Consider the following 21,505-nt stretch of genomic DNA (forward strand, 5'->3'; position numbering starts at 1 on the left):
GATGCTGAACATTCTGCTCAATCGCCTTGGCCAATCGGTATTAGTGCTGCTCGGCGTGTCGCTGCTGATTTTCTTTAGCCTGCACATGACGGGCGATCCGGCGGCGCTGATGATGCCACCCGGCTCCAGCCAGCAGGAGATCGCTACTTTTCGTCATAGCATGGGCTTTGATCGTCCGCTGCTGTGGCAATACAGCCACTATCTTGGCGGCGTGCTGCACGGCGATTTTGGTGAATCGCTGCGCTACAGCCAGCCGGTATTGGCGTTGATTGCCGAACGTCTGCCGGCGACGGCGCTGCTGGCGGTGAGTGCGCTGACATGGAGTTCGCTGCTCGGTCTGCTGCTCGGCATTATCAGCGCCCTGCGGCCGCACAGCCTGTGGGATTTGTTATGCCGTCTGCTGGCCTTCTCCGGCCAGGCGATTCCGGTGTTCTGGCTCGGGCTGCTGCTGATTCTGCTGTTCAGCCTGAAGTTACAGTGGCTGCCCTCCAGCGGTTACGGCACTTTCGCCGCGCTGGTAATGCCGGCGCTCAGTCTGGGTGCGTTTTACATGAGCGCCGTGGCACGCCTGACGCGCGCCAGCCTGCTGGATGTGCTGCAACAGGATTATATCCGCACCGCGCGCGCCAAAGGGCTCAGCGCCTGGCGCATCGTGGTACGCCACGGTTTGCGTAATGCGCTGATACCGGTGATCACCGTGCAAGGCATGTATTTCGCCTCGCTGCTCGGCGGCGCACTGGTGACCGAGATTATTTTTGCCTGGCCCGGCATTGGTCGTCTGGCGATTCAGGCGATTCAAAACCGCGATTTCCCGCTGGTGCAGGCGATTGTGTTGCTCGCCGCCGTGGTGTTTGTGGCGATCAATTTGCTGATCGACCTGCTCTATCTGGTGCTGAACCCGAGGATTCGTTTATGAGTCGCCTTGACGCCACGCTTGAACTGCTGAGTGAACTGACGCGCTGGCCAAGCGTAGCCGGTCAGTTATCCTCGCAGCGCGGGTTGGCCGCCTGGCTGGAACAGTGGATGGTGGCGCAGCTGAATGCCGCGATCGTCTATCCGGTGGCGTCTCAAACCGATGATGTCCCGCCGCTGGTCCATGTACGCATCGATAACGGCAGCAGCAAAACCGTGGTGCTGTACAACATGTATGACGTAATGCCTGCGGATGATGCCGGCTGGGATGTGCCGCCGTTTGTCGGTGGCGTGTGTCACTGGGACGATTTCGGCGCGGTATTTGTCGGACGCGGTGCAGAGAACAACAAAGGCCCGGTCTCCGCCCTGCTGATTCTGCTACGTGAACTGCAGCAGAGCCAGCAGCTCGATTTTAATATCGAAATCCTGCTTGAAGGCGAAGAGGAAGTGGGCAGCGGCGCGCTGCGGCGTTATCTGGCGCAACAGCCTTGCCCGATTGCTCCCGCTGAAGCGGTGCTATTTCCGTCACTGTGTGAATACGGTGGCGGCGCACCGCGCGTCTATCTCGGCTTTACCGGACTGGCCAGCGGACGCCTCAGCGTCACCGGCGGCGCATGGGGCGGACCGTCCTCCGCGATTCATGCCAGCAATGCCGGTTGGATCGCCAATCCGGCGTGGCGTTTAGTACAGGCATTAGATGCCATCGCGCCAGCAGAACACAGCGGCGTATTGGCGTGTCACGCCACGGACGATGAGGCGAATCAATTATTGGCGACCTTAGCCGCCGAATTCAGCATCGATGACGAACTGAAGTTCCGTCGCAGTCAGCGCCTGATGATCGCCGGCGACACGCTGAGCTGCCTGCAAACGCTGCTTGGCAGCGCGGTGTTAACGCTGGCAGAACTGCACAGCGATCCGCCAGGCGGACGCGGCGTCATCCCGTTCCGTGCCAGCGCGGAACTGGCGTTTCGCATCCCGCCGGGTTTCGATCAGGACGCGATGATTGCCGACGTGCAGCAGCGTCTGGCACAAGCCGATTTAGCCGGCAGCGAGCTGCACCTGTTTGATCGCTATCCCGGCGTGCGCTTTAGTCGCAGCGCCAGCGGCGTCGATGCCCTGATCGCCAGCTATCAAACGCTGGGCGCGGCACCGCAAATCTGGCCGTGGGCGCCGGGCTGTGCGCCCGCCTACGCTTTCGCGGCCGTCGCGCCCGCCTTTCTGATTGGCGGATTAGGCCACGGCGGCAACGCTCACGCCGTCAATGAGTTTGTCACGCTGGCGGGACTCGAACGCTTCCAACAATCCATGAGCTTATGGCTCAACGCATTCAATGATTCGGCCATTGGCCGGGTCGCGCCACACCAGGGAAACACCGCAGTACACAAAAATAAAGGTAGTAAATAATGAAATCAGTAGAAGAGTTTGAACGCGTTCCGCTCGGCTTCTTCCCCACTCCTCACGAGCCGCTGCCGCGGCTCAGTGAGGCACTTGGGATTACGCTGACGATCAAACGTGATGACTACAGTGGCTTCGGCGGCGGCGGCAACAAAGTCCGCAAGCTGGAGTATCTGATGGCGGAGGCCTGCAAAACAGGCGTGAATGTGGTGATCACCACCGGCGGGCATCAGTCGAACCACGCCCGCATGGTGGCTGCCGCCGCACGCAAGTTTGGTATGCGTCCGGTGCTGGTGTTGCGGGGCAATCCGCCCGCAAGCTGGCAGGGTAATCTGCTGCTGGATAAGCTGTTCGGGGCCGAGGTGCAGTTCCTCGATCCCGACGGCTATTTCAGCCAGATTGAAGGTGCGATGCAGGCGCACGCGGATGCGGCTCTCGCGCAAGGTGAAACCCCCATGATTATTCCGCTGGGTGGCGCAACGCCACTCGGCGCATTGGGTTATGTACGCGCAGTGGAAGAGATAGCGGCGCAGCTGGCACCCAGCCAGATGCCCGCACCCGATTTCATCGTCGCGCCCACCGGTTCCGGCGGCACGCTGGCGGGATTGCATGTGGGCACGCGTCGCTATTGGCCCAATACTAAGGTGATTGGCGTGAGCGTCAGCGCCAAAGCCGACTGGTTCCAGCCACGCATTGCCGGCATGGCGCAGGATTGTGCCGATCTGCTGCAATGGCCGCAGCAGTGGCAGCCGGAGGATATCTGGATTGAAGATGGTTATGTCGGTCAGGCGTACGGCGTGCCATCGGACGGCGGCATCGCTGCCATCTATCAACTCGCCCAACTGGAAGGCGTGCTGCTGGATCCGGTCTACACCGGTAAAGCGATGCACGGCCTGTTCTCGCTGGTCGAACAGGGGCGCATTCCGCAGGGATCGCGCGTGACCTTCGTGCATTGTGGCGGTTCTCCGGCGCTCTATCCCTTCGCCGATCGCCTGCTGGAGGCGTAATGGAAGCCTTGTTGCGTGTACTGGATGAAGCCACCGTCGCGCAATTAGGCGGCGGGGATGTCGCTTTAGCGCTGGAAGACGTCAAAGCGGTGATTCAGCTGATGCGTCTCGGCGAGGCGCAGATGCCCGCCGAAAATCACATCGACCTCGGTACGCCGCTCGGTAAAGCGTATGCCTTACCGGCGCGCGTCGGCGGCACCTACAACGCCGCAGGCGTGAAGTGGACCGCACATCGTCCACAGCGACCGGATGCGTTGCCCGCCGCCCTAGCCTTGACCCTGATTAACGATGCGCAGAGCGGCATTCCGCGCGGCTTGCTGGCCAGCGGGGCACTCACCGCGGCGCGCACTGCGGCGGTGAGCGCACTGGCGTTACAGCTGGCCGCACCGCGTCCGGTAAAGCGCGTGCTGCTGCTCGGCGCCGGTTTACATGCTCAGGCGCATCTGCGCATGCTGCAGCAGTTGTTTCCGCAGCTGGAACAGATTGGCGTGTGGAATCGCTCTCCTTTTAAACTCAGTGCGTTGCGCGAAGTGCAAATCGAAACCGATCTGCCGCTCGCTCTGGCGCAGCCTTATGACGCCGTGCTGACCTGTACCAGCGCCGACCAGCCGATTGTCGAAGCCGCAGCGGTACGTCCCGGTAGGATCATTGTGCAGGTCGGTTATCACGAAGTGAGTTTTGCCGCCATCAAAGCCAGCAGCAAGGTGGTGGTGGATGCGTGGGGCGATTTTGCCCAGCGCAGCGCCAAAAGCCTGTTCCAGATGTTCCGCGCCGGGGAGTTTGCTGAGCAGGATGTGGCGGCCGATCTCGCCGCGCTGCTGCTGGATCACTGGCGTCCACAGCCCGATAACAGCGTCTATTTTTCCTCGTTTGGACTCAATGTATTTGATATCGCCCTCGCCGCCCGCGTGCTACAGGCCGCCGAGCACGACGAACTCGGTTCGTTGCAGTCGCTGTTTTCAGGAGTCCTGCATGATCATTGATGTGCTTTCACTGCATCAGCGCCAGGCGCGCGGCGAAGCGTTTCTGCTGATCGATGTCCGCGAATTTGCCGACTGGCAACGCGCCACCTTGCCTGGCGCGCAGCACTGTAACGTCTACGACTATTTTATTGAGGATTGCAGCGAGGCAGGTTTAGCGGTGATGGCTGCCGAAGCCGCCACCGCGCTGCAGCCGATGTTTACCGCCTATCCCAACGCCACGCCGGTGTTTTTCGAGCAGCAGGTTGGCATGCGTTCACCGCGCGGCGCCTGGTTCGCCTGGCTGCTCAAGCGTGATGATGCGCTGATTCTGGATGGCGGCGTGGATGCCTGGATTGCAGCAGGCTATGAACTCGCGCCGGGATTGGGATTAAGCCGCACCGTGGCGCATCCACCGGCAGCCAACGCACCCGCGTGGAATCGCGAGCTGGTGTGCAGCCGGGAACAGGTGTTAGCAGCGGATGGCGTGGCGGTGATCAACGTGGATGCCCGTCGCCCCAGCGAGTTTGACGGCAGCTTTGCGCATGCCTGCTGTCAGCGCGCCGGACGGATTCCACATTCTCAGCTACTGTTCTGGGAAGATGTCATCGCCAGCGGCCATTTCTTATCAGCGCCGCAGATTGCCGCACGCGCCGAGGCGGCAGGACTGAGTAAAAACGCGAAGTTGCAGGTTTATTGCCATCGTGGTGCCCGCGCCGCCACGGTGTTGGCGGCGTTAAAACTGGCGGGCTATCCCCATGTTTCGGTGTACGTCGGTTCCTGGCACGAATGGGCCGAGCACCACGAACTGCCGCTGTTACACGGCAGCTGATCGCAGCGCCAGCGCCTGCTGCACGTCCGGCGCAGCGGCGAGCAGTTGGCGGGTGTAATTGTCCTGTGGATGGTTAATCACGCTGGCGGTCGCGCCCGATTCCACAATCCTGCCGTGATACATCACCACCACGCGGTCGCACAACTGACGCACCGCGCCGAGATCGTGGCTGATAAACAGCACCGATAATCCCAGCTTGTGGCGCAGCGTATTAAACAGCGCCAGAATCTGCCCGCGCACCGATAAATCCAGCGCCGCTACCGCTTCATCCGCCACCAGCAGCTTCGGCTCCATCGCCAGCGCGCGCGCAATGGCAATACGCTGACGCTGACCGCCCGAGAACGCGCCCGGCAGACGGGTGGCATGTTCGGCCTTCAATCCCACCAACGCCAGCAGCTCTTTGACCCGCGCATCCACCGCCGCGCCTTTGCGCAGTTGCCAGACGCGCAGCGGTTCGGCGATCTGCTCACCGACCGGGATTTTCGGATTCAAGCTGGCATAAGGATCCTGGAAAATAATCTGCGTGTGGCGACGTAAACTATGGAGCTGACGGCCTTGCAAATGCTGTCCCTGAAAATGCACCTCGCCGCCATCCGCCGTAATCAGGCCAATCGCCGCGCTGCCCAATGTGGTTTTTCCAGAGCCGGATTCGCCAATCAGCCCGACAATTTCGCCCTGCGCAATCGACAGGTTCGCCGGATGCAAAACGGTTTGCCGTTTGGCGGGCCACAGCGGCATGCGGCGTGGCAGCGGATAGCTTTTACTGATATCGCGCAGCACCAGCAGCGGCGGCTGTGCAACCGGCGCAGTCGCCTCGGGGATTTGCGCTGCCGAAGCAGCAATCAATTTGCGCGTGTAAGGATGCGTTGGCGCGCCGAGCGTACTCAGCACCGCACCCTGTTCAACCAGCTGCCCTTGCTGCATCACGCAGACGCGGTCGGCGTAGCGCGCCACCACCGAGAGATCGTGGGTGATCAACAAGATCCCCATGCCCATCTCCTGCTGCAACTCCTGCAACAGTGCCAGAATCTGCGCCTGAATAGTCACGTCCAGCGCGGTGGTCGGCTCATCGGCAATCAATAACTCCGGCTGACCGCTGATGGCACTGGCGATCATCACCCGTTGCCGCATGCCACCCGACAGCTGATGAATATACTGCCGCGCGCGCTGCGCTGGATTGACGATGCCGACGCGATCCAGCAGCGCTATCGCTTCCTGCTGCGCCTGTTTCCAGCCGAACTGACGATGACGCACCAGCACTTCGGCAATCTGTTCACCAATACGCAGCGTGGGATTCATGCTGGTCATCGGCTCCTGAAACACCGTGGCGATGCGGCAACCACGCAATTGCTGGGTGGTGCGCGCATCCAGCGGCTCGCCATTGAACACCACGCGGCCGCCACTCTGCTGCACGCCCGCCGGCAACAAACTCATCAGCGCCAGCGAGGTCAAGGTTTTGCCAGATCCCGATTCGCCAACTAACGCCAGGATTTCCTTGCGATCGAGATGAAAAGAGATGTTATCCACCAGCAAGCGCTGATCGTGAGTGTGCAGCGAGAGATTTTCAACCGAGAGCAAGCGCGCGTTAGTCATCAGGCAGGGATTCTCAACAAGGAAAAATACAGGATATATCCTGAACATAGCACGAACAAGACCGTTAAGTTATGGCACTGCGCGTTGCGGAATAAGGCTGTTCATTGAGTTTAAAATATTCCGTATTAACGGCGATGATCGCCGTTGAATCGTAAAACGATAAACTTTTTCGCAGAATGCTCATTGGTTAAGCGTCTTTCGGTCACCATAAATGGCGACCCTACAAAGGCTTGGCCGTTTAACTAAACCTTCTCCTGCGACAAACTCAGAATGGTGCGGATGTTCTGCGCGGTGGTGGCGATAATATCGATCGCGCCAGTGCGCAGTGCGCCGAGGATCGCCATCGCTTTGGTATTTTCCGCGGCAATGGCGATCACGCAGGGAATCTTGCGGAGTTCATCAATGCTCAGCCCAATCACGCGATCGTTCATCACGGTATCCACGTGCTGGCCCTGCGAATTAAAGAAGTCATAGCCGGCGACATCGCCCGTTACGCCCTGATTAACACTGGCGTCGATGATTTCGTGCGGCGTGAACCAGCCGAGTTTCACCATATAGCTGTTTTCATTCATGTCGCCGATGCCCACCAGCGCCACATCGGCTTTACGCGCGCGGTCCAGCGTCTCTTTGATGGTGCCGTTTTGCATAAACGCATCGCGCAACGCGCGGTTCTCAACATAAGCGGGCGCGTAAAGCGTTTCGCTGATGCCGCCGAACTTCTTCGCCAGACGACGGCTGATATGGTCGGCGTTAATGGCATCACCGGGACGATGCGTGCCGCCAATACCGCTGATAAACAGACAATTACGCGTCGGCACCTGGCCGGGATAATCGGCGACAGCGGCCACGTTGCGTCCTTGCCCAACGGCAACAATGGCGTCGTCTTTCAGCGACTGCGCTAAATGTGACGACACCAGTGCGGCGACCTGACGTCGCTGCTCTTCCTGATCGGGCTGATCGAGCGCTATTAGTGCACGTTGCAGCTGTGGGAAGCGATTTTGCAGCTGTTGTTCGAGGCGGGTACTGAAGACGGGATGGTAACGCACGTTGATTTCGACGATGCCCTCTTCGCGTGCGCGTTTGAGCAGTCGGCCGACTTTAATGCGGGAAATACCAAACTTACGCGCAATCTCCTCCTGGGTGATTTCGTCCTGATAATAGGCGACAGCTATTTCCGTCAGCAGCTCGGAGTCCTGAGAAAGCGTGTTTTTTTCCATCCGTAACCTGTCTTTTGGGTGTTATTTGAAGATGTAAAGACCACGCCATGTAGGGTGCGCATTGATGCGCACCAGGTCACCATAAATGGCGACCCTACAAAATGGGGCGAGATCTGACTTTGGCAGGGAGTTATATCATTGATACGACTCGCTTCGCCAGACCACAGCGCCGCGAGTCGATCGAGCGTCACGCTTAGCGCTTGATGGCGTCGATTTTCAGCATACGGGCAATCACGATATCCAGCTCTTTCTGATCGAAGATCTGTTTCCAGTCAGGTTTCACAATCTTCTCACGACCGTACTCCATGGCGATCATGCAGGCATCCGAGAACGGGTTTGTGGCGCGGAACGCCACGGCCAGTGCGATCTGAATATGGCCGTACAACATCGCTTTAGCCGCTTCTTCCGGCACGCCGCTGTGCTTCACGGTTTCATCCAGCGCCTCTTTCATAAACGCACCCACCATGCAGGCTACGGTTTCCACCAGCGTCGGTTCCAGATACGCCAGCTGCGTCACGGTGACCCAATGCACCTGCTCCACCGGGCCGTACATCACGCTGATCACCTTGCTCAGCTCGGCTTTCTGCTCATCAGAACCGGTTTCATAGGAAGCCGCCACGTGCTGAATCGCCGCGATACCGCCGAAGGCATCGGCATGTTCTTCTTTGGTATAACGCTCAAGGAATACCGACGGATGGCAAGGATGCGCCACCGCGTATTCAATGCCATCACGATGGGCGATCAGATTGGCGTAGGCCGCCGCAGGGTCCAGCGTCAGCAGAATCGCGCCCGGTTTCATCTGTGGCACCACGCCTTCAGACACTTTGCCCAGCACGATATCCGGCACCGCCAGAATCACCACGTCGCTCAATGGCACCACGGAGGCCGCATCAGAGAGTTCGCGCCCCTGCGCGCTCACCTGCTCTTGCGCCTTGGGTGAGTTCTCACAGTAAAACACCTGGTAATCGCTTTTCTGGAAGTTGGCAGAAATACGCATACCCATTTTGCCGCCCGCGCCAATCACGGTGATGGTTTTCAGTTGCACGCTCATGTTGTTACTCCTGATCTTGTTTACTACGTAAGAATTCCACGGTGCGGCGAGTCCATTCGGCTTCTCGCTCGCAGGTTACGGCGGCATCGTCTTGCCACGGCAACCAATGTTCGACGATTTGGTTAATGCCTTTATCCGCCGGGCGCACGCTGGCGATCATCCGGTCGTAATCCAGCAAGCCTTCGCCCATCGGGCAGCCAGCAAAGGTAAAGCCGACCCAGCCATCACGGCGCGTGAAGGCAAAGTCTTTGATATGCAGATTGCCGACGCGCGCGGCGGTGTTGGCAATCACCTGCTCTGGCAGTTCGAGTCCGGCGACACAGTTGGCGGGGTCGAGACACACGCCGAGCCACGGCGACAGGAACTTGTTGATCACTGACATCATCGCGCCGCTGTTCACCTGCTCGTATGTCTCCAGACAGAGACGCACCTGCTGGCGGGCAAAATCCGGCAACACGGCGCCAATCAGCTCGGCGGCTTCGTCGAGCGTGGGACGGTGATCGGCGGTGTAGAACATCGAGCGTATGACGCGCGCATCAAGGATTTCCGCCATGTGCAGATAACGACGCAGATGCGCAGTGCCGAGGCCACGCGTGCCGAGTTCCAGCGTGATGCCGAGCGCATCAGCCTGCTGACGTAGCGTCAGCAGTTGTGCGTCAGTCCAGCTTTCAATCGCCGGGTAATCGCAGATTTGAAACACCGACACATCGAGATCGGCGGTCTGTTGCAGCATCTGCTCCAGCGTCAGCGGATGAGGGGCTTTCGATGACATGCGCCAGAAAAAGGCGTAGGTACTTAGTCCGATACGGCTCATTAACGCAGCTCCTGAGCCAGCTCACTGGCTTCATCAATAATTTTTGCCAGGGCTTTGGGATCGTGGGCAAAGCGCCCCAGAAACAGGCCATTTACATCCGCGCCGAGGCGCTGAATCAGTCCCGGACCGGCACTGCCGCCGTAGATGATTTTCAGCGTGATACCGGGCGGCGTGGCGAGCTGCTGCAATCCGGCGCACACGGCGCGGATGTAGCTGTCCGGTGCCGGTTGCGGCGCACCAATTGCCCACTGCGGTTCGTAGGCAAAAAACACTTCGCCCTTTAAGCCCTGCTGCGCCGACTCGGCCAGCGCTTCGGCCAGCTGCTGTTGGCACAGCGCGATCGCCTGCTGAGGTTCTGCCTGCACTTCTTCGCCGATGCACAGCACCGGCGTGATGCCGTGACGCAGCGACATCGCCACTTTGGCAGCAATCTGCACTTTGTCTTCGTGGAAATGACGACGGCGCTCAGCGTGACCAATTTCGGCCAGCGAGCAACCTAACTCCTGCAACATACTGGCGCTGACTTCGCCGGTCCAGGCACCGTTCTCGGCCTGGCAAACATCCTGAGCGCCGAAGCGAACCGGCGTGTCAGCGAAGATGGCTGCAACCGCCGGAATCGCCGGATAAGCCGGTAACACAAACACGCCCACGTCGCCGTTTTTCACCGCAGCATGGTTGGCTAATGCCACTACATCCCGACACCATTGCAAGGTTTGCTGATAGCCGAAGTACATTTTTAAACTGACGCCGAGCCAGATTTTTGGCTGAGACATGCTTCAAGCTCCTTGTTCAGAGGCACTGTGTTCTTTTAGCAGATCGCCGACGGTATTGACGATTAATGCCAGCGAAATGGCTCCGGCATCCGGCGTGCCAACGCTTTTTTCTGCCAGCGGACGCGCTCGCCCCATTTTTGGCACCAGCTGCGCGGTGTCCTGCGCAGCTTTATCAGCCACCTGCGCCGCCTTCAGCCAGGCGTCCGTTAACGACGCACCGGCGGCAACCGCCTCATTCAGGCTGTCGCTGAACGGCACCAGCACATCCACCATGGTTTTATCGCCAACGCGCGCTTTACCAAAGTGCATAATGCCTTCTTTCGCTTCACGTACGCCGGTGGCCACACGCTGTGCATCTGGTGTCTGACGATCGCCAAGCGCGGTACCCAATGCAGTGAGCGCCACGCCCCACAACGCGCCGGACGTGCCACCCGCTTTATCCGCCCAGGCATCTGCCGCGCGGCACAGCAAGCTGCCCGCCCCGGCACCGCGCGCAGCGACTTCACGCGCTTTCTCAACCGCGCCCAGCACGCCGCGCTCCATGCCGATACCGTGATCGCCGTCACCGGCCACCGCATCGATATCGCCAAGGCGCTCAGCGTTACGCTGTAACATTTCCGCCACGGATTCGAGCAGCTGCAGCACGCGCTTCGCGCTCTCTTGCGATTCCGCGGTGGCTGCTGGCAAGGCTTCTTCCGTGCTTTCAACGCGCTCAGCGGCGCTTAACGGTTCGGCCACCAATACGCTGCCTTTGCGGTACGCTGGCGTATTAGTCGGCGCGTGCCACAAGGTTTCCAGCTGATCGTCCAGCCACATCAGCGTCAGTGACGCACCGGCCATATTGAAGCTGGTGACAAACTCACCGACGTCCGGCTCAACCACCTGCAGGTTGGCGGCCTCCAGCAGTTGCGCGACGCGACGATAGACAACAAACAGCTCTTCGTATTTCACCGAGCCCAGACCGTTGAGGATCACCGCCACGCGCTGACCGTCAGCTTGCGGGATATCGGCTGGCAGTTCATTGAGCAAGCGCTCCACGAAGATCTCGGCCAGCTCATCCGCACTCGGCATGTCGGTCTCTTTGATCCCCGGCTCGCCGTGAATGCCCAGTCCCAGCGCCATGCGCCCTTTTTCCACTTCGAACAGCGGATGCGAAGCGCCCGGCAGGCTGCAACCGGAAAACGCCACGCCAAAGGTACGCGTGCGTTGATTCGCGTGCTGTGCCAGCTGCAGGACCTGTGATAAATCGTGACCCGCTTCAGCCGCGGCGCAGGCGGCTTTGAACACACAGAGATCGCCAGCCACACCGCGACGCTTCTCCAGCTCATCTTTACCCGCGCTGGAGATATCGTCGGTCACCGCCAGCACTTCGCAGGCGATGCCTTCCGCCCGCAGACGCTCGCACGCCTGGCCGAAGTGCAGCACATCCCCGGCGTAGTTACCGAACATCAGCAACACGCCCGCGCCGTTATGGGCCGCACGCGCTACGTTGTAGATCTGCTGCGCCGACGGCGAAGCGAATAAGTTACCCATCGCCGCGCCGTGTGCCAGACCTTGTCCAACCAACCCGGCGAACGCCGGATAGTGACCGGACCCACCGCCCACAATCACCGCCACCGTATTCGGCTGGCTGCGGGTGCTGCGCACCACGCCTCCGGCGACCTGACGGACTTTATCGGCGTTGGCGGCGACAAAGCCTTCGATAAGCTCAGCGGCAAAGGCTGAAGGTTGGTTAAACAGGTACGTCATATTAATGCTCCTGAGCTAAAGAGGTCGGCTGAGACGGCGAGCGACGGCGATTAAGTAACAGCATGAGGAACGCTGACAGCAGCATGAATCCACCCACCACAAACATCGGCAAGGCGTAGCTGTTGGTGGCGTCATGCAGCGCGCCTGTGATGTAGCCCGCGGAGAAACCCGCTACGTTTCCTAAGGTATTGATCAAGGCAATGGCTGCGGCGGCAGACGCGCCGGTCAGGAACTGCGTTGGTAAGGTCCAGAAGTTCGGCAGTGCAGCGAAGATGGAGCTGGCGGTAATCGCAATCACCATAATGGTGGTGAACGGCGAATCCATATACAGCGCCAGCGGGACGCTGATACCGCCTGCCAGCGCCGGAATGGCGATATGCCAGGTTTTGCAGCCGCGACGCGTGGCATCTTTCGACCAGAAGAACATCACCACCGCCGCAATCAGATACGGCACGCCGGTAATCAGCCCTTTCTGCATCACGTTAAAGGTGGTACCGAACTGCTGCTGGAAGCCCGCGATGATGGTTGGCAGGAAGAACGCCAGCGCATACAGGCCATAAATAAAGCCGAAGTAAATCAGGCACAGCATCCAGACGCGGCCGTTGCCCATCACCGAGCGCAGGCTGTGTTTTTGATGGCCCTGCTTCTGTTGATGCTCGGCTTCCAGTTCGGTGGTCAGCCAGGTTTTCTCTTCGGCGGTCAGCCACTTGGCCTGACGCGGCGAATCCACCAACCAGAACAGCGCGACGATACCAATCAGAATCGCGGGAATCGACACGCCCATAAACATCACGCGCCAGCCTTCCATGCCGAACAGGCCGTGCTGCTGAATCAGGGACGCGGCTAATGGCGCACCGAACACCACCGTTAGCGGCTGGGCAAGATAGAACAGCGACAGGATTTTGCTGCGATGACGTCCCGGCACCCACATGCTGAGATAGAGAATCGCGCCTGGGAAGAAGCCGGCTTCGGCGATACCCAGCAGCAGACGCAGCGTATACAAGCCTTCCACACTGCTCACCCAGGTAAACAGTAGCGAGACAATGCCCCAGCTGATCATGATGCGCGCCAGCCAGCGACGCGCGCCGAACTTATGCAGCGCCAGGTTGCTTGGCACTTCCAGCAGGATGTAGCCAATAAAAAAGATGCCCGACGCCAGGCCAAACTGCAGTGCGGTGAGGCCAAGGTCTTGCGTCATGCCGTTGGGGCCGGCAAACGAAATCGCGGTGCGATCGAGGAAGTTGATAAAGAACATCAGCGCCACGAACGGCACTAAGCGCCAGGAGATTTTTCTGATGGTGGATTGCTCCACCGCCGTCATTGTTGGTTGGTTCATAACGCACCTCCACGACGTGCGTGAGTGATCATTTCTTTATGTGGTGTTGACCAAACGCCAAAGAGGCGCTGGCTGCAGGAGTACTGAGAGGTACGGTGTAAATGACACATGTTCGAGTCCTCGATGGGTCTTCTTGTACATTGGTATAGTCATGCGAACATATGAACACTACACGGATAATTGTGCATCTCTCAACTGCAACACGCGAAAGTGTGAGCAGCCGCATAAGATTTGATTTTGGTCAACTTATCGGATTGTTACGCCCATTCGCCGCCGCACAGGCGGTTTCAAAGGGCTCAGTGAGGTATTCAGGCACGATGCTGACGGTAATTCATATGAACAACCATTGAACATATGATAGTATTTGTGGCAGGCTAACCATGAACATCTTCTCGCCTGCTGAACAAACGTGCAGGCGTCATTGCACACCCTGCTGGAGAACGACGATGAAAACTATCGCAATTGGCGCCGATGATGCGGCTATCGAATTGAAAAATGTGATTAAAAAGCTGCTGGAAGAGAAAGAGTATGTGGTGACGGATTACACCAATGACGCGCAAAACGACCGTCCGATGTATCCGGATGTGGCATTTGCGCTCGCCACCGCTATCCAGAAGAACGAATTTGAGCGCGGCATTCTGCTGTGCGGCACCGGCATCGGCGTGGCGATTGTCGCCAACAAGGTGGAAGGCGTGCGCGCGGCGCAGTGTCATGACACCTTCTCTGCTGAGCGTGCTCGCAAGAGCAACAACGCGCAGATCATGACCATGGGCGCGCGCGTCATCGGGCCTGAGCTGGCGAAGAACATCGTGAATGCCTGGCTGGCATCGGAATTTGAAGGTGGCGGCTCAACCGCCAAAGTAGACAAGATCGGTTACTACGAACAAGTATCCCACGCTAAATAAGCGCCGACGTCGCACCTCTGGAGAACCTTATGTCTACACGCCGGGAAAGAGCCAACGCCATCCGCGCTTTAAGCATGGATGGCGTACAACAAGCCAATTCGGGACATCCGGGCGCCCCGATGGGCATGGCGGACATTGCTGAAGTGTTGTGGCTCGACTTTTTGCAGCACAATCCACGCAATCCCAACTGGGCTAACCGCGACCGCTTCGTTTTATCGAACGGTCACGGCTCAATGCTGATTTACAGCCTGTTGCACCTGAGCGGTTACGATTTGCCGCTCAGCGAATTAAAAAATTTTCGTCAGCTGCACTCTAAAACGCCGGGGCACCCGGAATACGGTTATACCGCAGGCGTTGAAACCACCACCGGCCCGCTGGGTCAGGGCATCGCCAACGCAGTGGGTTTTGCCATTGCCGAGCGCACGCTGGCGGCGCAGTTCAACCGTCCGGGCCATGACATCGTAGACCATAACACCTACGTGTTTATGGGCGACGGCTGCATGATGGAAGGCATCTCACACGAAGTCTGCTCCATCGCCGGTACCCTGAAGCTGGGCAAACTGGTTGCCTTCTACGATGACAACGGCATCTCCATCGACGGTCACGTTGACGGCTGGTTCACCGACGACACCGCCGTACGCTTCGAAGCGTACGGCTGGCACGTGGTGCGCGGCGTGGACGGTCACGATGCGGACGCGATTAAAAAAGCGGTGGAAGAAGCCAAAGCGGTTTCCGACAAGCCTTCGCTGCTGATGTGCAAAACCGTGATTGGCTTCGGTTCGCCGAATAAAGCCGGTACGCACGACTCGCACGGCGCGCCGCTGGGTGCCGATGAAATCGCGCTGACCCGCAAGCAGCTGGGCTGGAACCACGGTCCGTTTGAAATCCCTTCAGACATCTACGCGCAGTGGGATGCCAAAGAAGCCGGCCAGGCGAAAGAGTCCGCATGGGACCAGAAGTTTGCCGCCTACGCCGCCGCGCATCCGGAGCTGGCTGCCGAGTTCAAACGTCGCGTGAACAATGAGCTGCCGGCGAACTGGGCCAGCGAGTCGCAGAAATTTATCGAGCAGCTGCAGGCCAGTCCGGCGAAAATTGCCAGCCGTAAAGCCTCGCAGAACGCCATCGAAGCCTTTGGCAAAATCCTGCCGGAGTATCTGGGCGGCTCCGCTGACCTCGCGCCGAGCAACCTCACCATGTGGTCCGGCTCGAAGCCAATCAATGAAGACGCGGCGGGCAACTACATCCATTACGGCGTGCGCGAGTTCGGTATGACCGCCATCGCCAACGGTATCGCGCTGCACGGCGGCTTCCTGCCGTACACCGCCACCTTCCTGATGTTCGTCGAGTACGCGCGCAACGCCGCCCGCATGGCCGCGCTGATGAAAATCCGTCAGATCATGGTCTACACCCACGACTCGATTGGTCTGGGCGAAGATGGCCCGACGCACCAGCCGGTTGAGCAGATGGCCAGCCTGCGCGTAACGCCAAACATGAGCCTGTGGCGCCCGTGCGACCAGGTTGAATCGGCGGTGGCGTGGAAATATGCCATTGAACGCGTTGACGGCCCATCGGCGCTGATCTTCTCGCGTCAGAACCTGGCGCAGCAGGATCGTAGCGCTGAGCAGCTGGCCAACGTGGCGCGCGGCGGTTACGTGCTGAAGGACAGCAACGGCACGCCAGAGCTGATCCTGATCGCCACCGGTTCAGAAGTGGAACTGGCGGTGGCGGCGTTTGATCAGCTGACGGCCGAAGGCCGCAAGGTGCGCGTGGTTTCCATGCCATCCACCGACGCCTTCGACAAGCAGGACGCGGCGTACCGTGAATCCGTGCTGCCGAAAGCGGTTGCCGCACGCGTGGCGATTGAAGCGGGTATCGCGGATTACTGGTTCAAATACACCGGCCTGAACGGCGCGATCGTCGGCATGACCAGCTTCGGTGAGTCAGCGCCTGCGGATCAGCTGTTCAAGGAGTTTGGTTTTACGGTTGAGAACGTGGTTAATACGGCGAAATCGGTTTTTTGATTTCAGGTAGCCATTAATGGCAACCTGACAAAATCAAGGGCAGCTCTGTTGAGTCGCCCTTTTTACTAAGCGGTGATACGAATGATCTTTTGCGTCATGCTCATGGCGGAATCAAACGGCCCGGTATTGCGCACGATTTTCACCATCACGCTGGCGCCCACCCACAGCTGATACAGGCTTTCCGCCACACGGCTCGGTTTATCATCGATAGACAGCGAACCTTCCTCAATACCCGCTTCTAACGCATCCGCCAGTCGCGCGATAATGCCGGCCGTGCCGGTCTGTAGCGTGCCGCGCATGCTATCCGAGAGATCGGCAACTTCCGCGCCCAGCTTCACCGCCAAACACTTGCCCTGACAATCGGAGAACGATTGCGATTCACGCCACAGCTGCCAGTAGTTCATCAGCCGCTGCGCCATCGTCAGGCCCGGCTGGCTCAAAGTCGCGTCAAGTTCAGCCAGATAATCATCGAAATAGCGCGCCAGCATATCCACCCCAAAAGCCTCTTTCGAGCTGAAGTAGTGATAGAACGAGCCTTTTGGCACACCGGCATCGGTGAGGATTTCATTTAATCCGACAGCCGAAAAACCCTTGCCGGCCATAATGCGTTGGCCAGTGGCAAGGATGTGATCGCGGATTTCATTGCTATGCAATTGGGATGTAGTCGTCATAGCGTTAGATTACCAAATACTAGACCAGTCGTCTAGGTGCTGAACATGCGTTTACTACTGCGATAAGCTGCGTGCCGCTTTCTCGATCACCGCCGCAATCTCTTTAGGCTGTGAGGCGTAAATCGCATGATTTCCTTTTAACTCCGTCACGCTGCTGTGCGCACGTTGCGCCATAAAGCGTTCCAGTTGCGGATTGATCGCGCGATCTTCGGTTGCCACCACCGCCCAGCTGGGTTTGGTTTTCCAGGCTGGCGCACCGGCCGGTGCAGCAAAGGCCGCGACGGCAGGCATCACCTGAGAACGCGCCAGCAAATCGGTCTGTTTAACAGGCAGATCTGCGGCAAAATCAGCGTGGAATTTTTCCGGTTTCAAATAGAGATAATGGTCAGGCGTTTCAGCGATAGATTGCGCGGCAGGCGGATATTTTTTCGCCAGACTGAGCAGCGAATCCCCTTGCTCCGGCTGGAACGCGGCGATGTACACCAGGCCGGCAACTGAGGGATCGTTACCCGCATCGCTGATAATCATGCCGCCATAACTGTGTCCGACCAGCAGCGATTTGCCCTGCTGCAGCGCCAGAACGCGTCGGGTAGCCGCCGCATCATCGGCCAGCGAAGTTTGCGGTTCCTGCACAATCGACACTTTATAACCGGCTTTATCGAGAATGCGCGCCACCGGATTCCAGCCCGAGCCATCCACAAACGCACCGTGAACCAGCACAATGTTTTTCACCGGCTCAGCCAGTGAAGCCTGCGCATATATCGACAGAACTGCGCCTAACGCTAACGTGGTTAATGATTTTTTAAACATGATTTTCTCTCCACAATTTTCACGATGCAGAACAAGGGAGGCGGACAGCGGTTCGCCTCCCGATGCGTTTATTGCGCCAGTTGCTTAATCAACTGTTGCGCCGTCTCTGCTGAAGACGTTGGGTTTTGTCCGGTAATCAGCAAACCATCGCTGACGACATAGGAACTCCAGTCCGCACCTTTCGAATACAGACCGCCCTTCGCAATCAGCTCGTCTTCCACCAGGAAAGGCACCACCTGAGTCAGGCCGACCGCTTCCTCTTCGCTATTGGTAAAGCCGGTGACTTTACGGCCTGCTACCAGCGGTTTTCCCTCCGGTGTTTTGACGTGACGCAGTACGCCCGGCGCATGACACACCAGTGCAACGTGCTTATTGGCGGCCAGGAAGCCTTCAATCAGCGCGATTGAATGCTGATCTTCTGCTAAATCCCACAGCGGACCGTGACCGCCTGGGTAAAACACCGCGTCGAAATCGGCTGGCGATACGCTGTCCAGACGCACGGTGGCGGCGAGTTGTGCGGTTGCTGCTGCATCCGCTTCAAAGCGATGCGTTTGCTCAGTCTGGAAATCGGGTTCATTGCTTTTAGGATCTAACGGCGGGTTGCCGCCTTTCGGTGACGCCAGCGTGATTTCTGCGCCAGCATCTTTGAAGGCGTAGTAAGGCGCGGCCAGCTCTTCCAGCCAGAAACCGGTTTTACGTCCGGTGTTACCTAATTGGTCGTGTGAGGTTAAAACCATAAGAATTTTCATCATCAATCTCCTGCTTGCTGGGTTTAAACTTCTAAACTAGACCAGTCGTCTAGCGCTTGAATTCAAAGTAACAGCTAATAGACCAGTCGTCTAGAGATTAATTCATTTTTTTACTGAAATGAAATGCGCTGCTGTTTCTTACCTTTCGATCCGCTTCAGCGTACTCTGTCCCGGTTTGCCCTTTCTCACGGAACTGGAGGAATAATGTCCACCCTACGTTTGCTAATTTCTGACTCACACGATCCCTGGTTTAACCTCGCGGTTGAAGAGTGTATTTTCCGCCAGATGCCGACAACGCAGCGCGTGCTGTTTCTCTGGCAGAATGCCGAAACCGTGGTTATCGGTCGCGCCCAGAATCCGTGGAAAGAGTGCAACACGCGGCGCATGGCGGAAGACGGCATCAAGCTGGCACGACGCAGCAGCGGTGGCGGCGCGGTGTTTCACGATCTGGGCAACTGCTGCTTCACCTTTATGGCCGGCAAACCGGAATACGATAAATCGGTCTCCACGGCGATTATTCTGCGCGCGCTGGAACAGCTCGGCATTCCGGCTGAAGCCTCGGGTCGCAACGATATCGTGGTAAATGTGGAGGGTGAAGTACGCAAAATTTCGGGATCTGCCTATCGTGAAACGCCGGATCGCGGCTTTCATCACGGCACCTTTTTGATGAATGCCGATCTGTCGCGTCTCGCCGATTACCTCAATCCAGACATTAAAAAGTTACAGGCGAAAGGCATTACCTCGGTGCGATCGCGCGTGGCCAACATTGTCGATTTGGTGCCGGGTATCAGCTTTGATGCGATCTGCCATGAGGTGATTGCCGCTTATTTCGATTACTACCAGGAAGAGTGCGAGCCGGAGCATATTTCCCCCGCCGCACTGCCTGATTTGCCTGGTTTTGAAGAGCAGTTTGCGCGGCTAAGCAGCTGGGAATGGAATTTTGGTAACGCACCGGATTTCTCGCACCTGCTCAATGAGCGCTTTGTCTGGGGCGGCGTTGAGATCCACTTTGATGTGGAGCGCGGCGTGATTTCACGCTGCCAGATTTTCACCGACAGTCTGAACCCTTCGCCATTAGAAGCGCTGGCATTACGTCTGCAGGGCGCGGTATATCGGCCTGAAACCCTATTGGCGCAATTGGCGCAGTTGAAAACGGAATATCCGCAGCAGATGAATGAGCTGAGCCAGCTGGAAAGCTGGCTGGTAGCGAGTGTGAGCTAAGTGTAAATTGGTCGCCATAAATGGCGACCCTACATTTGTTTGGCGGGGTTTTCGTAGGGTGCGCATTCATTCGCACCTGGTTGCATAGGCAATTTATTACTTATTCTCTGCCTGAATAACTAAATCAGGTTCTTTGCCTACTAACATCAACGTCAGACTGAATGACAAAACAAGCGCAATGGCGACGCCGGAAACGGCCCAGATAAAGTACGGGCCAATATAGGCCGGCAGACTAAATATACTGGAAAGAATGTAGCCGTATAAACGCACGCCAAAGAAACCGATAAAGGCTGAAGCCAGTGCACTGGAAACCGTTGCCGCGATAAAGGCTTTTTTGTAGCGCGTTAATACGCCAAACAGCGCCGGTTCCGTGATGCCTAATAACGCTGAAATCGCGGCTGAAAGCGTGACCACCTTGTCCTGACGATTTTTACTTAATTTCCAGATAGCAAACGTTGCACCGGCAATCGACATATTTGCCATAAACATCATCGGCATCAACATGTCATAACCGCGATCGCTAAAGTTCTGTAGCGCAATCGGTGTCATCGCGTGATGCATGCCGGTCAGCACCGCCACCGGACGAATGGCGCCGACAATCAAGCCAGCAAAGCTTGCTGAAATACTGAATAAGCCCTCAATAAACAGCGCCAGACCTTTGCCGAGCCAAATTCCCATCGGGCCAATTACCACCAGCGCGGTTAATGCCGCCAGGAACAGCGTTAAGGTTGGGGTAAATACGGTTTTCAATACTTCCGGCATAATACGATCCACCCCGCGATGGATATAGCTGAGAGCCAGAATAGAGAAGATGACCGGGATAACGCTGGAAGCATAATTAAATACCGAAACCGGCAGCACGCCCATCAGCCAAAACGCGCTTACTGCGCCCTCCTGATGCGCCGCCAGCGATTTTGCCGCATCGATTAAAGAGGGATACATTAAACACGCCGCCACGGCTGCAGCTAAATACTCGTTGGTTTTAAATATTTTGGCGGCAGAGACCGCTAAAAAGAACGGCAGGAAATAGAACACGCCGCTGGCGATTAAATCAATCACCATCACCGTATCGCTTTTGGCCGAAACCAGCTGTAACGCCACCAATCCGGCTAGCAAACCTTTGATCATCCCGGCGCCAGCAATGGCGGGAACAATCGGGCCAAATACGCCCGAAACGGTATCCATAAACAGCGATATCAGGCTTTTGCGCGCTTTCTCGTTTTGCGCGGGCTGAACGCCATCGTTATTTAACGCCGGAACGATTTGCTCATACCAGCTATTGACCTTGGGCCCGATAATAATCTGGAATTGTTCACTCTGCATTTGCGCGCCCAATACGCCGGGCAAGGTTTTAATTTCGCTCTGGTTAACTTTATTGTCATCAATAAGGTCAAAGCGCAGACGCGTCATGCAATGCCAGACTTTATTGATATTATTCTTACCACCCACTAAGTGGATTATATTTTTTATTACTTCCTGCGTTCCCATAC

The 21,505-nt window shown here is 57.7% G+C and carries 19 protein-coding genes; 8 read left to right on the top strand and 11 right to left on the bottom strand.

The window, feature by feature from the left end:
* Position 1 precedes the first annotated feature (1 nt).
* Genes K5Y30_RS02710 through K5Y30_RS02730 form a run of 5 tightly spaced genes read left to right on the top strand, consistent with a single transcriptional unit; the run spans position 2 to position 5,105 of the window.
* On the top strand, positions 2 to 916 hold the full coding sequence (locus tag K5Y30_RS02710) for an ABC transporter permease (RefSeq protein WP_222210432.1): 915 nt from the start codon (positions 2 to 4) through the stop codon (positions 914 to 916).
* Complete coding sequence (locus K5Y30_RS02715) at positions 913 to 2,316, top strand: M20 family metallopeptidase (RefSeq protein ID WP_222210433.1); 1,404 nt, start codon at positions 913 to 915, stop codon at positions 2,314 to 2,316. Before K5Y30_RS02710 ends, K5Y30_RS02715 begins: the two co-directional genes overlap by 4 nt.
* On the top strand, positions 2,316 to 3,314 hold the full coding sequence (locus tag K5Y30_RS02720) for a 1-aminocyclopropane-1-carboxylate deaminase/D-cysteine desulfhydrase (RefSeq protein WP_210080645.1): 999 nt from the start codon (positions 2,316 to 2,318) through the stop codon (positions 3,312 to 3,314). The genes K5Y30_RS02715 and K5Y30_RS02720 overlap by 1 nt, the downstream gene beginning before the upstream one ends.
* Entirely contained in the window at positions 3,314 to 4,297 is a 984-nt protein-coding gene (locus K5Y30_RS02725) for an ornithine cyclodeaminase (protein WP_222210434.1), read from the top strand. Before K5Y30_RS02720 ends, K5Y30_RS02725 begins: the two co-directional genes overlap by 1 nt.
* Positions 4,287 to 5,105: a sulfurtransferase gene (locus K5Y30_RS02730; RefSeq protein ID WP_222210435.1), complete on the top strand. Its 819-nt coding sequence runs from the start codon at positions 4,287 to 4,289 to the stop codon at positions 5,103 to 5,105. Before K5Y30_RS02725 ends, K5Y30_RS02730 begins: the two co-directional genes overlap by 11 nt.
* On the opposite strand, the gene K5Y30_RS02735 is transcribed toward K5Y30_RS02730, so the two are convergent.
* The 7 genes from K5Y30_RS02735 to K5Y30_RS02765 all read right to left on the bottom strand — a co-directional run bounded on the left by K5Y30_RS02735 (position 5,091) and on the right by K5Y30_RS02765 (position 13,638).
* Entirely contained in the window at positions 5,091 to 6,698 is a 1,608-nt protein-coding gene (locus K5Y30_RS02735; RefSeq protein WP_192233821.1) for an ABC transporter ATP-binding protein, read from the bottom strand. The two genes, K5Y30_RS02730 and K5Y30_RS02735, sit on opposite strands and share 15 nt — an antisense overlap.
* A gap of 242 nt (positions 6,699 to 6,940) precedes the next feature.
* Complete coding sequence (locus K5Y30_RS02740) at positions 6,941 to 7,915, bottom strand: sugar-binding transcriptional regulator (protein WP_008104043.1); 975 nt, start codon at positions 7,913 to 7,915, stop codon at positions 6,941 to 6,943.
* A 193-nt stretch (positions 7,916 to 8,108) separates the two neighbouring features.
* Positions 8,109 to 8,966 (bottom strand): phosphogluconate dehydrogenase C-terminal domain-containing protein, encoded by an 858-nt coding sequence (locus K5Y30_RS02745; RefSeq protein WP_101764427.1) that lies wholly within the window; start codon positions 8,964 to 8,966, stop codon positions 8,109 to 8,111.
* A gap of 4 nt (positions 8,967 to 8,970) precedes the next feature.
* On the bottom strand, positions 8,971 to 9,780 hold the full coding sequence (locus tag K5Y30_RS02750) for a sugar phosphate isomerase/epimerase (protein WP_222210436.1): 810 nt from the start codon (positions 9,778 to 9,780) through the stop codon (positions 8,971 to 8,973).
* Positions 9,780 to 10,553 carry a triose-phosphate isomerase family protein gene (locus K5Y30_RS02755; RefSeq protein WP_222210437.1) on the bottom strand — a complete coding sequence of 258 codons (774 nt, stop codon included), beginning with the start codon at positions 10,551 to 10,553 and terminating at the stop codon, positions 9,780 to 9,782. The genes K5Y30_RS02750 and K5Y30_RS02755 overlap by 1 nt, the downstream gene beginning before the upstream one ends.
* A gap of 3 nt (positions 10,554 to 10,556) precedes the next feature.
* A complete protein-coding gene (locus K5Y30_RS02760; protein WP_222210438.1) occupies positions 10,557 to 12,302 on the bottom strand; it encodes a dihydroxyacetone kinase family protein in 1,746 nt (581 codons plus the stop codon).
* 1 nt (position 12,303) lies between these two features.
* Positions 12,304 to 13,638 (bottom strand): MFS transporter, encoded by a 1,335-nt coding sequence (locus K5Y30_RS02765; protein WP_222210439.1) that lies wholly within the window; start codon positions 13,636 to 13,638, stop codon positions 12,304 to 12,306.
* 446 nt (positions 13,639 to 14,084) lie between these two features.
* On the opposite strand from K5Y30_RS02765, the gene K5Y30_RS02770 reads away from it, so the two are divergent.
* Positions 14,085 to 14,543 (top strand): RpiB/LacA/LacB family sugar-phosphate isomerase, encoded by a 459-nt coding sequence (locus tag K5Y30_RS02770; RefSeq protein WP_101764432.1) that lies wholly within the window; start codon positions 14,085 to 14,087, stop codon positions 14,541 to 14,543.
* A gap of 29 nt (positions 14,544 to 14,572) precedes the next feature.
* On the top strand, positions 14,573 to 16,564 hold the full coding sequence (gene tkt, locus K5Y30_RS02775) for a transketolase (RefSeq protein ID WP_222210440.1): 1,992 nt from the start codon (positions 14,573 to 14,575) through the stop codon (positions 16,562 to 16,564).
* 65 nt (positions 16,565 to 16,629) lie between these two features.
* On the opposite strand, the gene K5Y30_RS02780 is transcribed toward tkt, so the two are convergent.
* The 3 genes from K5Y30_RS02780 to K5Y30_RS02790 form a co-directional block, all read right to left on the bottom strand.
* Complete coding sequence (locus tag K5Y30_RS02780) at positions 16,630 to 17,235, bottom strand: TetR/AcrR family transcriptional regulator (protein WP_137385767.1); 606 nt, start codon at positions 17,233 to 17,235, stop codon at positions 16,630 to 16,632.
* Positions 17,236 to 17,289: 54 nt separating this feature from the next.
* Positions 17,290 to 18,045 carry an alpha/beta fold hydrolase gene (locus K5Y30_RS02785; RefSeq protein ID WP_222210441.1) on the bottom strand — a complete coding sequence of 252 codons (756 nt, stop codon included), beginning with the start codon at positions 18,043 to 18,045 and terminating at the stop codon, positions 17,290 to 17,292.
* Between the two features lie 68 nt (positions 18,046 to 18,113).
* On the bottom strand, positions 18,114 to 18,794 hold the full coding sequence (locus K5Y30_RS02790) for a type 1 glutamine amidotransferase domain-containing protein (RefSeq protein ID WP_179451778.1): 681 nt from the start codon (positions 18,792 to 18,794) through the stop codon (positions 18,114 to 18,116).
* Between the two features lie 204 nt (positions 18,795 to 18,998).
* Between K5Y30_RS02790 and K5Y30_RS02795 the strand changes: the two genes are divergently transcribed.
* Positions 18,999 to 20,015, top strand: coding sequence for a lipoate--protein ligase A (locus K5Y30_RS02795; protein WP_222210442.1), 1,017 nt, complete (start codon positions 18,999 to 19,001; stop codon positions 20,013 to 20,015).
* A 96-nt stretch (positions 20,016 to 20,111) separates the two neighbouring features.
* Here K5Y30_RS02795 and K5Y30_RS02800 read toward each other — a convergent pair whose 3' ends face one another.
* Positions 20,112 to 21,503 carry a PTS transporter subunit EIIC gene (locus K5Y30_RS02800; RefSeq protein ID WP_222210443.1) on the bottom strand — a complete coding sequence of 464 codons (1,392 nt, stop codon included), beginning with the start codon at positions 21,501 to 21,503 and terminating at the stop codon, positions 20,112 to 20,114.
* Between the last annotated feature and the right edge of the window lie 2 nt (positions 21,504 to 21,505).

The sequence above is a fragment of the Pantoea sp. DY-5 genome (genome assembly GCF_019795955.1).
GTDB lineage: Bacteria > Pseudomonadota > Gammaproteobacteria > Enterobacterales > Enterobacteriaceae > Pantoea > Pantoea leporis.

What these genes read in the sequence shown, in the direction of transcription:
- K5Y30_RS02790 (WP_179451778.1), bottom strand. Translation starts at nt 18,794, where the DNA reads ATGAAAATTCTTATGGTTTTAACCTCACACGACCAATTAGGTAACACC.
- K5Y30_RS02800 (WP_222210443.1), bottom strand. Translation starts at nt 21,503, where the DNA reads ATGGGAACGCAGGAAGTAATAAAAAATATAATCCACTTAGTGGGTGGT.
- K5Y30_RS02780 (WP_137385767.1), bottom strand. Translation starts at nt 17,235, where the DNA reads ATGACGACTACATCCCAATTGCATAGCAATGAAATCCGCGATCACATC.
- K5Y30_RS02740 (WP_008104043.1), bottom strand. Translation starts at nt 7,915, where the DNA reads ATGGAAAAAAACACGCTTTCTCAGGACTCCGAGCTGCTGACGGAAATA.
- K5Y30_RS02725 (WP_222210434.1), top strand. Translation starts at nt 3,314, where the DNA reads ATGGAAGCCTTGTTGCGTGTACTGGATGAAGCCACCGTCGCGCAATTA.
- K5Y30_RS02745 (WP_101764427.1), bottom strand. Translation starts at nt 8,966, where the DNA reads ATGAGCGTGCAACTGAAAACCATCACCGTGATTGGCGCGGGCGGCAAA.
- K5Y30_RS02795 (WP_222210442.1), top strand. Translation starts at nt 18,999, where the DNA reads ATGTCCACCCTACGTTTGCTAATTTCTGACTCACACGATCCCTGGTTT.
- K5Y30_RS02750 (WP_222210436.1), bottom strand. Translation starts at nt 9,780, where the DNA reads ATGAGCCGTATCGGACTAAGTACCTACGCCTTTTTCTGGCGCATGTCA.
- tkt (WP_222210440.1), top strand. Translation starts at nt 14,573, where the DNA reads ATGTCTACACGCCGGGAAAGAGCCAACGCCATCCGCGCTTTAAGCATG.
- K5Y30_RS02755 (WP_222210437.1), bottom strand. Translation starts at nt 10,553, where the DNA reads ATGTCTCAGCCAAAAATCTGGCTCGGCGTCAGTTTAAAAATGTACTTC.
- K5Y30_RS02765 (WP_222210439.1), bottom strand. Translation starts at nt 13,638, where the DNA reads ATGAACCAACCAACAATGACGGCGGTGGAGCAATCCACCATCAGAAAA.
- K5Y30_RS02770 (WP_101764432.1), top strand. Translation starts at nt 14,085, where the DNA reads ATGAAAACTATCGCAATTGGCGCCGATGATGCGGCTATCGAATTGAAA.
- K5Y30_RS02710 (WP_222210432.1), top strand. Translation starts at nt 2, where the DNA reads ATGCTGAACATTCTGCTCAATCGCCTTGGCCAATCGGTATTAGTGCTG.
- K5Y30_RS02735 (WP_192233821.1), bottom strand. Translation starts at nt 6,698, where the DNA reads ATGACTAACGCGCGCTTGCTCTCGGTTGAAAATCTCTCGCTGCACACT.
- K5Y30_RS02720 (WP_210080645.1), top strand. Translation starts at nt 2,316, where the DNA reads ATGAAATCAGTAGAAGAGTTTGAACGCGTTCCGCTCGGCTTCTTCCCC.
- K5Y30_RS02785 (WP_222210441.1), bottom strand. Translation starts at nt 18,045, where the DNA reads ATGTTTAAAAAATCATTAACCACGTTAGCGTTAGGCGCAGTTCTGTCG.
- K5Y30_RS02760 (WP_222210438.1), bottom strand. Translation starts at nt 12,302, where the DNA reads ATGACGTACCTGTTTAACCAACCTTCAGCCTTTGCCGCTGAGCTTATC.
- K5Y30_RS02715 (WP_222210433.1), top strand. Translation starts at nt 913, where the DNA reads ATGAGTCGCCTTGACGCCACGCTTGAACTGCTGAGTGAACTGACGCGC.
- K5Y30_RS02730 (WP_222210435.1), top strand. Translation starts at nt 4,287, where the DNA reads ATGATCATTGATGTGCTTTCACTGCATCAGCGCCAGGCGCGCGGCGAA.